10 protein-coding genes are annotated in these 11,407 nt (G+C 49.2%); 2 read left to right on the forward strand and 8 right to left on the reverse strand.

All coding sequences use genetic code 11. The features are described from left to right. Nucleotides 1–22 precede the first annotated feature (22 nt). Nucleotides 23–1,579: a replicative DNA helicase gene (gene dnaB / locus BQ7483_RS09565; RefSeq protein WP_022020600.1), complete on the reverse strand. Its 1,557-nt coding sequence runs from the start codon at nucleotides 1,577–1,579 to the stop codon at nucleotides 23–25. Nucleotides 1,580–1,768: 189 nt separating this feature from the next. Here dnaB and ispE point away from each other — a divergent pair, with 189 nt between their 5' ends. Continuing rightward, nucleotides 1,769–2,596, forward strand: coding sequence for a 4-(cytidine 5'-diphospho)-2-C-methyl-D-erythritol kinase (gene ispE / locus BQ7483_RS09570; RefSeq protein ID WP_022020601.1), 828 nt, complete (start codon nucleotides 1,769–1,771; stop codon nucleotides 2,594–2,596). Nucleotides 2,597–2,819: 223 nt separating this feature from the next. Here the strand turns inward: ispE and purT are convergent, their stop codons facing one another. From purT to tamL, 3 genes are all read right to left on the reverse strand, one after another. Continuing rightward, a complete protein-coding gene (purT, locus tag BQ7483_RS09575; protein ID WP_022021095.1) occupies nucleotides 2,820–3,986 on the reverse strand; it encodes a formate-dependent phosphoribosylglycinamide formyltransferase in 1,167 nt (388 codons plus the stop codon). A gap of 98 nt (nucleotides 3,987–4,084) precedes the next feature. Next, nucleotides 4,085–5,602, reverse strand: coding sequence for a DUF4301 family protein (locus BQ7483_RS09580; protein ID WP_022021096.1), 1,518 nt, complete (start codon nucleotides 5,600–5,602; stop codon nucleotides 4,085–4,087). A 152-nt stretch (nucleotides 5,603–5,754) separates the two neighbouring features. Continuing rightward, nucleotides 5,755–8,067, reverse strand: a complete 2,313-nt coding sequence (gene tamL / locus BQ7483_RS09585) for a translocation and assembly module lipoprotein TamL (RefSeq protein WP_072545800.1) — start codon at nucleotides 8,065–8,067, stop codon at nucleotides 5,755–5,757. Between the two features lie 132 nt (nucleotides 8,068–8,199). On the opposite strand from tamL, the gene BQ7483_RS09590 reads away from it, so the two are divergent. Then, nucleotides 8,200–8,973: an RNA methyltransferase gene (locus BQ7483_RS09590; RefSeq protein ID WP_072545729.1), complete on the forward strand. Its 774-nt coding sequence runs from the start codon at nucleotides 8,200–8,202 to the stop codon at nucleotides 8,971–8,973. Here BQ7483_RS09590 and BQ7483_RS09595 read toward each other — a convergent pair. The 4 genes from BQ7483_RS09595 to BQ7483_RS09610 all read right to left on the reverse strand — a co-directional run bounded on the left by BQ7483_RS09595 (nucleotide 8,924) and on the right by BQ7483_RS09610 (nucleotide 11,407). Beyond that, entirely contained in the window at nucleotides 8,924–9,250 is a 327-nt protein-coding gene (locus BQ7483_RS09595; RefSeq protein WP_022021099.1) for a hypothetical protein, read from the reverse strand. The two genes, BQ7483_RS09590 and BQ7483_RS09595, sit on opposite strands and share 50 nt — an antisense overlap. Then, nucleotides 9,247–10,266 carry a DUF4296 domain-containing protein gene (locus tag BQ7483_RS09600; RefSeq protein WP_072545801.1) on the reverse strand — a complete coding sequence of 340 codons (1,020 nt, stop codon included), beginning with the start codon at nucleotides 10,264–10,266 and terminating at the stop codon, nucleotides 9,247–9,249. The genes BQ7483_RS09595 and BQ7483_RS09600 overlap by 4 nt, the downstream gene beginning before the upstream one ends. After that, complete coding sequence (locus BQ7483_RS09605) at nucleotides 10,266–10,937, reverse strand: lipoprotein signal peptidase (RefSeq protein ID WP_022021101.1); 672 nt, start codon at nucleotides 10,935–10,937, stop codon at nucleotides 10,266–10,268. The genes BQ7483_RS09600 and BQ7483_RS09605 overlap by 1 nt, the downstream gene beginning before the upstream one ends. A gap of 89 nt (nucleotides 10,938–11,026) precedes the next feature. After that, nucleotides 11,027–11,407, reverse strand: a complete 381-nt coding sequence (locus BQ7483_RS09610; RefSeq protein ID WP_022021102.1) for a TraR/DksA family transcriptional regulator — start codon at nucleotides 11,405–11,407, stop codon at nucleotides 11,027–11,029.

An 11,407-nucleotide genomic window follows, 5' to 3' on the forward strand; every position in this document is an offset into this window, starting at 1 on the left:
CTTGCAGAGAGCTGCATCCGCATCAGAAAGGAACAGATCCGTCGCTCCCTCCTCCACCGAACGGATTGAAGTCGGCCTCGGTAGGAGGCGGAGGCGTGGCCGGACTGCCAATCGGTGCATTCATACGCGAACCGAACGTGGTTCCGCCGCCCTCGCTGGGAGGAGGAATAACCAAGTCGTCCTCGGGATTCTGGAAACGGGTATACTGTCCGATAAACTTCAGGCGGACATCTCCCACCGCACCGTTACGGTGCTTGGCAATGATAATTTCAGCCATACCGCGCAGGTCGGTACCGTCGGCCGAAGTATATATCTTGTAGTACTCGGGACGATGGATGAAGCATACCATATCGGCATCCTGCTCGATGGCTCCCGACTCGCGAAGGTCGCTCAACTGCGGACGTTTTCCCTCCTCACCTTCACGATTCTCCACACCACGGTTCAACTGCGACAAGGCAATGATGGGAATGTTCAGTTCCTTGGCCAGTCCTTTAAGTGAACGCGAGATGGTGCTCACTTCTTCCTGACGACTGCCAAAAGACATGCCGCTGGCATTCATCAGCTGAAGGTAGTCGATGATGATGAGCTTCACACCATGCTCGCGCACCAGACGGCGGGCCTTGGTACGCAATTCGAAGACCGAAAGCGACGGTGTGTCGTCCACATAGAGCGGGGCGTCTATCAAGTCGCGCAGCTTGTAGTCCAGCTGCTGCCACTCGTAATCGGCCAGCTGGCCACTCTTGATTTTCTCGCTCGGGATCTCGCAGACGTTCGATATCAGACGGTTCACCAGCTGTACATTGCTCATTTCAAGCGAGAACAGAGCTACGGGATTATGATAGTTCACTGCAATGTTCTTGGCCATGGACAGCACAAAGGCCGTCTTACCCATGGCCGGACGGGCAGCGATGATAATCAGGTCGGAGTTTTGCCAGCCCGAAGTCATCTTGTCGAGCTTGGTAAATCCGCTTTCCAGTCCGCTCAGACCATCGGTACGCGCGGCAGCCTTCTGTATCAGCTGATAGGCTTCGGAGATAACGGGATTGATTTGCGTATAATCCTTCTTCATGTTCTGCTGGGAAATCTCAAAAAGTTTTCCTTCAGCTTCCTGCATCAGGTCGTCCACATCGATGGTCTCGTCGAAAGCCTTCGTCTGGATGTTGCTTGTAAAGGTGATGAGTTCGCGGGCCAACGCCTTCTGCGCAATGATACGAGCATGGTATTCGATGTGCGCCGACGAAGCCACCTTGCTGCTGAGCTGTGCCAGATAGAAGGGGCCTCCCACCTCGTCCAGCTCTCCCCGCTTGGAAAGCTGTTCTTTGACGGTCAGGATATCAACCGGCTTCTGGTTGATGGCCAGATCTGTAATGGCGGCGTAAATCAACTGATGCCGATGTTCGTAGAATGACTCCGGCCGCAGGATTTCGCTCACCAGCGAATAAGCATCCTTCTCAATCATCAATGCACCCAGCACGGCCTCCTCCAGTTCGGTAGCCTGGGGTTGTATGCGCCCGTAGTCGGTCACCGGCTGCGGCGTCTTGCTTCGCGACGTGCGTATGTTTCGTTTCTGTTCTGCCACGGTTTGAAATATAACGGTTTAGAAGATTGACATAGTTTGTTCCCGGCCCTTTCGGGCAAAGGGGAAACAAAGATACGGGAAATTCTCCATACTCTATCCTTTCAACGATGTCTTTTTATGAAACGTTTATGTGGCAGTTCAATGGTTTATTGCTACATTTGCACGTACAACCGCTAACATGAAATGCGTATGATTACTTTTCCGAATGCCAAAATAAATCTGGGACTGAACATCACGGAGAAACGTCCCGACGGATACCACAACCTGGAAACCATCTTCTACCCCATTCCACTGGAGGATGCCCTGGAAGCCTGTCCTCGCAAGGAAGGGCCGGGCAGCTATTCGCTCTCACAGAGCGGACTGTCCATCGAAGGAGATACGGAAAACAACTTGGTGGTAAAGGCCTACAAACTGCTGGACGAAACCTACCACCTGCCTCCTGTAGACATCTATCTGCACAAGCACATCCCGTCGGGTGCAGGACTGGGAGGCGGTTCGGCCGATGCCGCTTTCATGCTGAAACTGCTGAACCGGATGTACCGGCTGAACCTGACAGACGACCAACTGGAAGCATACGCCGCCCGGCTGGGAGCTGACTGTGCCTTCTTTGTCCGCAACCAACCGACATATGCCGAGGGCATCGGGAATATCTTCTCGCCAGTAGAACTCTCGCTGACCGGCTGGCAGCTGCTGCTGGTAAAGCCGGATATCTTCGTTTCCACCCGCGACGCCTTCGCCTGCATTCGTCCCCGCCACCCGGAACGCAATTTGAGAGACCTCATCAGCCAACCCGTGGAAAGCTGGAAGGACTATATGATAAACGACTTCGAGGAGAGTGTGTTCCCTCAATTCCCGGCCATCGGCGACATCAAGACAGAGCTCTACCGTCTGGGAGCCGTCTATGCCTCGATGAGCGGTTCTGGCTCTTCGGTCTACGGTCTGTTCGCTCCTGACGTTGTACTGCCAAATGTTGACTTCGGTACAGGCAGCCAAGTATTCAAGCTGAATCTGAAGTAATGGGAGAATAAAAAAGAGGCTGTCTCAAAATAGAAATTCAAAAGTAATAATCTTACAGATTGAAACTTAGTAATAAAAAGCCTCCTGCTTTAGCCCTTATTTATTGCAATTATAGGACTAAAAGCAGGAGGTTTTTATGTTGTAGCTTATAAATTGTAAGTAAACTTATCTCTGTTTTTAATTTTGAGACAGCCTCTTCCCATTCAATGCTAAAGTATCTTTATCAATACACCTCTACCTTGGCTGCCAAAGCCTTTGTCTTGTCGCGCAACGCATCGAGATCACTACCCAGCGGTGCATAGCAAAGTACCACACCCATACGGCGGTTGATGCGCGTAGTGGGCTTGCCGAAAATGCGCAGATACGTATCTTCCGCCTTTGTCACTTCCTCCATGCCACGGTAGTTGGGACGTTCCTGACTGGCTATGGGCGACAGGATAACTGCACTGGCTCCCATCCGCTCCAATTTGATGTTCGGAATAGGCAATCCCAAAACAGCACGCAGATGCAGTTCAAATTCGTTCAGATTCTGGGTACCAGCCAAGGTCACCATACCCGTATCGTGCGGACGGGGAGAAAGTTCGGAGAAATAGACACCGTTCTCATGGCTCAGGAAGAATTCCACTCCCCACAGACCGGCACCTGTCAGGGCACGGGTTACTTTCTCTGCCATCTCCTGCGCTTCCTTCAGATGGGCAGGATCAATGTGGGCAGGCTGGAAGCTCTCCCGATAGTCACCACCTTTCTGCACGTGACCGATGGGCGGGCAGAACAGCGTAGGCCCGTTCTTCTGAGTGACCGTAAGCAAGGTAATCTCACTGTCGAATTTGATGAACTCTTCGATAATCAGTTCCTTGATGTCACCTCGACTTCCGTTGCAACCATATTCCCAAGCATGTTCCAGTTCATCGGCACTCTTCACCAACGACTGTCCTTTCCCCGAGGATGACATCAGTGGCTTCACAACGCAGGGGAAACCTATCTTAGCAGCTGCTTCCTTCAGTTCATCGAGCGACTTCGCATAGAAGTATTTCGCCGTTTTCAGCCCAAGTTCCTTGGCTGCTAAGTCACGGATAGCCTTACGGTTCATGGTAAAGTTCACCGCACGCGCACTGGGCACCACCTGAATGCCTTCCTTTTCGAAATCGTAAAGGCGTTCGGTACGGATAGCCTCAATTTCGGGAACGATAATGTCCGGCTGATGCTTGCGCACAACGCGTTCCAGAGCATCGCCATCGAGCATGCTGAATACTTCACACTCATCTGCCACCTGCATCGCAGGAGCTCCCGCATACGAATCGCAGGCAATGATATACTGTCCCTTGCGCTGGGCAGCAATCACAAATTCCTTGCCCAACTCACCGGAACCCAATAACAAAATTTTCTTCATCGTACTATCTGTCTATTATAAAATGTATATATTCCAATAAAAGAAGAAGACCTTTCCAACAAGAATCATCTTGTTGGAAAGGTCTTCCAAAAAGTTTATTACTGATGCTGTGCTCTCAACAAATCGTTGACTGTCTTCACGGGATTGAACGTACTCAAAGGTACTTCTACAAAGACAGTATTCCAATCGCTCATCGCTCCGTTCCACAGCCCTGGCAATTCGAGTGCCTTCAGATCCTTGCCATTTTTCGATTTATAGGAAATGAATCCTGTCGCCTTGTCGACGTACTTCACCAGGTCAAACTTATGACCTTTATAGTCGCGCACAGCGCACACCAGATCTACCGGATTGAAGTGAGTCCCCTTCTCGAACATTTCCTTCTTGGCCGGATCTTTCATATCTATCTGAGAGCTTTCCAAAATTTGCAAAGAAATGGTACCGTCACTGTTATAAGCCAGAAACGGACCACCGCCAGGCTCGCCTACATTCTTCACCATACCACAGACACGCATCGGGCGGTTCAGCTTTTTCTTCAAGTAAATGGCCAGTTCGGAGTCTTCGAGATTCTTCACTTCCGGATTCTTGCAATGCAGGTTCTTCTGCAAGAACTGAAGAATCTCAAGCACCTGGTCGTGGGTGTATTTCCCGCTGTCCAGCAATTGCAGATAGCTGAATGTCTTCTGCTGTAAAGCCACCAGCACACCGGCAATCAATTTCTTGTAAAGAACGGTGTCCCCCTTCATCTTGTCGGGTACCACATTGTCGATGTTCTTGATAAAGATGATGTCAGCATCCAAGTCATTCAAGTTCTCAATCAAGGCGCCATGACCTCCCGGACGGAAAAGCAGTTTTCCATTGTCACGGAAAGGTTTGTTTTCCATATCCGCAGCGATTGTATCGGTACTTGGTTTCTGTTCAGAGAAACTGACGTTATAGTCTACTCCGTATTTCTTGGCATAAGCGGAAGCCTTTTCATCGACCAATGCCTTGAACAAAGCCCGGTGTTCGGGTGATACGGTAAAGTGAACGTTCACCTTTCCGTTCTTGTTGGCTGCATAAAGGGCGCCTTCTACCAGATGTTCTTCTACCGGCGTGCGGTTGCCATCTTCGTATTTGTGAAACTTCAACAAGCCTTTTGGCAAAGAACCATAATTCAGCCCCGCAGCCTCTAGCAAAGCCGACACAACAGCTTTGTATTTGCCTACAGCCAGTAATTCCGAAATTCCCTGGCCTGCAGTCTTCAGACAAGCTTCATTCAGATCGGAATAAAAAGCGAATTTCTCAATTTTCTCAAAGAATGTCTTCTCAAATGTAGTCTGGGGAACCTCATAATTAGCTCCCAGAAATTCGAACAAGTTCTTGAACATGCGGCTGGCTGCGCCCGAAGCCGGCACAAACTTCACAACCACTTTATCCGTCTTCATATAGGCTTCCCACGCATCCAGATACTTTTTCTGAGCATCGGCATCAAGAGCCAGAATACCATTCTCGACCGAAGCGGCCGCATACAGTTTCAGGTAGGGAAAGCCTTTTTCAAAACAAGCCAGCTGTTCGGCAATCTGTTGTTCCGAGATGCCTTTTTGGGCAAGCATCTCTTTGTCTTGTTGTGTTATCATAATAATATCTATTATATTTTTGAATCGTCTTCCATTCTTTTATTGCCCAAAAATACAAAAAAACTGTAACAGAGACGCGAAAATAAGGGAAAATCTGCAATAGAATCCCGATATGGTATCTACACCATTTCCAAAAGATGAAAAGGCTGTGTTCAGAAAGGATATCCAACCGCAAAATGGAAAGCAAAGTCACGACCGAAATCAGGATGAATAATGGGATAACGGTCCCGACCACTTTCGTAAACCGGATTAATGGCCTTCATACCTCCATCAAAACGAAGGACAAAGAAATCAAGGTCCAGACGCAATCCTATTCCATAGGCCACAGCTATTTGCTTATAAAACCGATTGAACTTAAATTGTCCGCCCGGCTGGCTTTCATAATCACGCAATGTCCAGATGTTGCCCGCATCAACAAACACCGCCCCACGGAATTTCCAGAACAAACGAGTACGATACTCCACACTAGCATCCAGTTTGATATCTCCTGACTGGTTCAAGAAGTTATTCTTATCCCCCTGATAAGATCCCGGACCTAACTCTCGGACCGACCAACCACGGACGCTGTTGGCTCCTCCCGAAAAATAACGCTTCTCGAAAGGCACGACACTGGCGTTGCCGTATGGAACAGCGATTCCTCCGCCAATGTGAAAAGCCAAAGAATTACGGTTGTCTATCACAATATTCTTGGCATAGTCAAAATCACCCTTCACGTATTGAGCAAAAGGAATATTCAACAGCGTATATTCTCCAGCCTCATTCTTCTTCATGCCGGTCAGTTTGGCCAACCCATACAAGATATTGCCTACCGACTCCACGTTCACACGGATAGAATAAGAATTTCCAATCAGCGTATTGTTGGTCAACGCTTGCCCTGCACTATTATAGGTATACGTATAACCTGTACGAACGATAAAGCGGTCCTCGTAATTGTAGGCCAGAATATAGTTCTCTTCCTGCTCCAGATATTTTTCCTTGAAACTCGGATCAATCCAAGGCATATAGAGATAATTGATATCCAACAAATCAATGCGATGTTGCGCGCGCTGGTGCTGTACCCCCCAACGGTAACTCCAACTGCCCGAAGCTACGATACGGGTAAACTCAGGACGCATCTGATAATTGTACTGCAGACCAAATTCCGTAGTAGCCCTTATCTTCCTTTTGTAATCATTACTTAAAAAAGGAAACATGAAGCGTGGAAAGTTCAAGGAGACTTCAGCTCCCAGCTCCGTATAATTTTCCTGACTATATCCACTACTCAAAGGTGAAATGGCCTCGTAAGCCCCACGCAGACGGAGCGTCAACCCTTCCGACCCACGAAACAAGTTGCGATGTTGAAAAGACAAAGCCGCTGCCGCCCCCAAATCGCCCGCAGAGTTAGTTCCTTCCAGTTCAAAAGAAACGGATTGATGTTTGCTTTTGGTCAACATCACATAAGCATTCAAGAGCGTACTGTCCTTGTGGTTTTCTAAAAAACGGATATTGGTATATTTCAAAGCCTGCAGACGTCCGAAATTGGAATAGGTGCGCTGCACCTGCTGTTCGTTATACAAACTGCCCGGCACGATACGCAAGTTATTCTCCAATACTTGGGGACGAAGGTACAACTTGTCCTTAAAATAAATGGGAAAGCCTTTGTAATGCAACGAATCGTTCACTTCAATGCCATTGGTAGAAGAAGATTTCATCACGTCATAATCCGTCACAAAACTTACTTTATCCACCCGATACTGAGGATGGGGTACCTCCCTTTGTCCAGCTCTCGGCCTATAAAGGGAGAGGTGAAGAGTAAGGTCTACCTGATAAGTATTCTTCACCGTATCGGCCGAATAGTAAAAATAATCCTTGTTGAATTTATAATACCCGTTCTCCAGTAAAATATTGGTGATGCGCAACCGCTCCGCATCCAGGCGATTAACGTTCATCACCATTCCTTCGTTCAAAAGTGTAGAGACAGAGTCCTGCTGCATATAGTTCCAGACAGTCGTATCGGGGATATCATAATGAATGCTGCGTACGATGTAGGGATTGCCCGTATGTACCCGATAAATCAGTTTGAGCTTTTTCTTCTTCACATAACGCAGCGGCTCAACGGTGGCTCCCAAATACCCCATGTTCTGAACGGCTTTTGTCATTTCCTCGGCCGTACGTGCCGTTTCCTCTTCCTTGTAGATGACCGGCGCATCTCCCAATTTTCGCAACATACGATTTCCCCAACGTGTCGTGTCTGCCCCCGACCAATTGTATACATACAACTGGGTCTTGATCAGGCTGAACCATTTGGAATTGGGAGTCTGACGTACATAAGGAGAAAGATCCGACGGCTTTACATTCTTATTGTCCGTCTGTATCTTCACATCGTCCAGCAGGAAAGAGCCGTCGGGCACATACTTGGTGGAAGAGCAAGATGCCGACAACAACAGAACCAGAACGGACAATACACTGTAAAAGCCTTTCTTCATATCGGATACGCACATAAACAGCTACAAATATAGGCTTAATTTTCGGTTCCTAAAAACAAACTGATGCCAAAGAGTTTTTGATTATCTGAAAATAATGGCGTACTTTTGCGGAAAAAGCAATTCCACACCTGTATGACACTGAGCAAGAACAAAATTAAATACATCCGTTCACTGGAACTGAAGAAAAACCGCCAGGCAGAAGGCGTCTTTCTGGCCGAAGGGCACAAATTGGTCGGCGACTTGCTGGGACACTTCCCCTGCCGTTTCCTGGCTGCCACAGCCGAGTGGTTCGCGGTTCCTGAAAACCGTTGCAAGGTGTCTGCAGACGAAACGGCCGAAGTCAGCGAAGAAGAACTCTCACGGGCCAGCCTGCTGAAAACACCCCAACAAGTATTGGCCATATTCGAACAACCCAAATACCCAACAGATCCGTCCGTCATCCGTCAGTCGCTCTGTCTGGCACTGGACAATGTACAGGATCCCGGCAATCTGGGGACCATTGTCCGACTGGCCGACTGGTTCGGCATCGAACACATCTACTGCTCCCTCCATACCGCCGACATCTACAACCCCAAAGCTATCCAAGCCACAATGGGCGGCATAGCTCATGTAAAGCTGCACTACACCCCCCTGCCCGACCTTATCGCATCATTGGACAAGGACATTCCTGTCTACGGAACCTTCCTCGATGGAGAAAACATGTATAAGGAATCTTTGTCAACCCACGGACTGATTGTCATGGGAAACGAAGGAAACGGCATCAGCCCGGAAGTAAGAAACCTGATCAACCGACGACTGTATATTCCCAATTACCCGGTCGGACGGGAAACGGCAGAGTCGCTCAACGTAGCCATTGCTACCGCAATCGTATGTGCTGAGTTCCGGCGACAGGCTTCATCCCTGTAAAATCGAAAGGAAACAACAGAATCGGTATCCATTGCGACAGCTTATCCTTTACGTCAGATGGTACCTCCTCCAACAGCGTCTTTACTCTGAACAATGAGGCATCCACTTCGTGTTCCGAAGCCGTCAGCACAATTACCCCCGGCTGCCATTCTGTGTTTTCAATCTCCGATGTCAGTGGGAACAGGGCAATGACATGTCCGTCCAGCATTTCCACCACATGCTGTTTCAGAAAGCCATAGTCGGGCAAATAGACATAATGGGCCGCATAACGTATCATTGCCGACGGGGATTTCTTTCACGATTGTTCAATTTCAACGGCTTGTTCTGCACCGGACGTGCAACAGGCTGTTTCTGCACTTTTCGGTCTTCCTCAAACGCGGACGGCCTGGGACGGACACGAGGCGTACTGCCCGGCTTACCCATGTCAGCGGGTTTGTCCTTCACCGAATCGGTTTTCACAACCGTTTCAGGCTGTTCGCCAGAAACCGTCTTCAACGTATCTTTTGCCGCTACAGACGTCGTGTCGGTACAATGATAGCGCATCAAGGAGATCCGGTTGAGCAACAATGCACGCTGCTCTGCCTGCCGGGGATAATACACAAAGCCGGTCACTTCCTCGATTGCACCCAACGTATCGCCCTGCAAGGTCAATGAATGGTAGCCCGCAGACAAGATCCTACGGATATCCCCCACGATGCTGTCGTTCTTGTAATGAATCTGCATGGCCATTACCGGTGCCGACAAACTGTCAAAACCGGTTCCCTGAAAAGCGAAATGCACATTCCACCGCAACGTGTCCCGATCCTGGAAGTTACTGTCGGCCGGCAAGACAAAGGTTATCTTGTTGTCCATCGGCATACCAGACAGCTGATAGAGCCGTTGCCAGCCCCATACATCAATGCTGTCACCCGGCTTCGAAGTGCGAGGTTTGTTGTCGCGTTGGGCAATCAGCGTTTCCAACGATTCCTTTTCCGCTTTCAGCCGCGTATTGATGTTCTCATATATTTTGGAAAGCACCTCCGGATTGCGCGCAAACCACGTCATCGAAGAGTCGAACTGAGCCTCCGTAATGCCATACTTGCGGTATACAGCCTCCACATAGAGTACACGTTTGTAGTTCTCATTATAGGGAAGCCCTTCCCCCATCGCCTTGGCAATGTGATAATCATAAAGCACGTTTTCCATCTCCGCATCCGAAAAGACGCCGTCGGGCCTCTTCACTTGACAGGAAGCCAAGGCCAGCAACAGGAAAACCGCTGCTCCATACCACTGAAGTCTATTTTTGTTTTTCATCATTTCCGGATTACTGTATGATAGGCTTCATTCAAATATCTGCTGTAGAAAAGCAGCAGGGCAATGATGCCGCAACTGATGGAAGCGTCGGCAAAGTTGAAAATAGGGCTGAAGAAAATGAAATGTTCACCGCCGACGAAAGGCATCCACGACGGCCAATCGGTCTCAATAATCGGGAAGTAGAACATATCGACCACCTTTCCGTAGAACAAGGGAGCATATCCGCCACCCTCGGGCAGGAACGAAGCCAGCTGGTAGGTCGTGCTTTCACTGAACAGCACGCCATAGAACACACTGTCGATGATGTTGCCCAAAGCTCCCGTCAGCACCAACGACACGCAGACGATGAAACCGGTCTTCATCTTGTGCTGCACAAACTTATACAGGAACCAGGCAATGACGGCCACGGCTGCAATACGGAAGGAGGTCAGGAACAGTTTTCCTACAATTTCCATACCGAAGGCCATGCCGTTGTTCTCCGTAAAGAAGATGTAAAACCACGTAGGAGGTTCGGCATGGATACCCAGTTTGTCGTACAACCAGCCAATGGCATTGACACTGTCGTGCCAGTACATGCCCGTCTTCACGGCCACCTTAATCAGCTGGTCGACAATCAGTACCGAAAATATTACAAGCAGGGCTATCCGTCCCTTGGTCCAAAAGTTCTTCATTCCAATCTCTACCGATTATAAAAAAACGCAAGCTACGGACGTACAGAGACGATTGCCCCTGCACAGCCCATAGCCTGCTCTGTTCCCTATTACTTCTTGCCACTGTTCTTGGCCTCGATGCTCAGGGTAGCATGAGGCACGGCACGCAGGCGTTCCTTCGGAATCAGCTTGCCGGTCTCGCGGCAAATGCCGTACGTTTTGTTCTCAATGCGCACCAAAGCAGCCTGAAGTCCCTGGATGAACTTCAGCTGACGCTGGGCCAGGCGGGTCGTTTCTTCCTTCGACAAGGTGTTGGCACCTTCTTCCAATACCTTATACGTAGGAGAGGTATCGTCGGTATCATTGCCGTCGGCACCGGTCAGGCTGGCTTTCAGCAATTCATAGTCGCGTTGCGCCAACTCCAGCTTCTCCAAAATAATGGCGCGAAATTCTTCCAATTCTGCATCCGAGTATCTTGTCTTTTCTGCCAT

This window comes from Mediterranea massiliensis (assembly GCF_900128475.1).
In the GTDB taxonomy this organism is placed as follows: Bacteria; Bacteroidota; Bacteroidia; order Bacteroidales; family Bacteroidaceae; genus Bacteroides; species Bacteroides massiliensis_E.

Excerpts from the sequence above, each read along its gene's own strand:
- BQ7483_RS09600 (WP_072545801.1), bottom strand. The coding sequence starts at position 10,266 with ATGAAAAACAAAAATAGACTTCAGTGGTATGGAGCAGCGGTTTTCCTG.
- BQ7483_RS09580 (WP_022021096.1), bottom strand. The coding sequence starts at position 5,602 with ATGATAACACAACAAGACAAAGAGATGCTTGCCCAAAAAGGCATCTCG.
- BQ7483_RS09590 (WP_072545729.1), top strand. The coding sequence starts at position 8,200 with ATGACACTGAGCAAGAACAAAATTAAATACATCCGTTCACTGGAACTG.
- BQ7483_RS09610 (WP_022021102.1), bottom strand. The coding sequence starts at position 11,407 with ATGGCAGAAAAGACAAGATACTCGGATGCAGAATTGGAAGAATTTCGC.
- ispE (WP_022020601.1), top strand. The coding sequence starts at position 1,769 with ATGATTACTTTTCCGAATGCCAAAATAAATCTGGGACTGAACATCACG.
- BQ7483_RS09605 (WP_022021101.1), bottom strand. The coding sequence starts at position 10,937 with ATGAAGAACTTTTGGACCAAGGGACGGATAGCCCTGCTTGTAATATTT.
- BQ7483_RS09595 (WP_022021099.1), bottom strand. The coding sequence starts at position 9,250 with ATGATACGTTATGCGGCCCATTATGTCTATTTGCCCGACTATGGCTTT.
- purT (WP_022021095.1), bottom strand. The coding sequence starts at position 3,986 with ATGAAGAAAATTTTGTTATTGGGTTCCGGTGAGTTGGGCAAGGAATTT.
- tamL (WP_072545800.1), bottom strand. The coding sequence starts at position 8,067 with ATGAAGAAAGGCTTTTACAGTGTATTGTCCGTTCTGGTTCTGTTGTTG.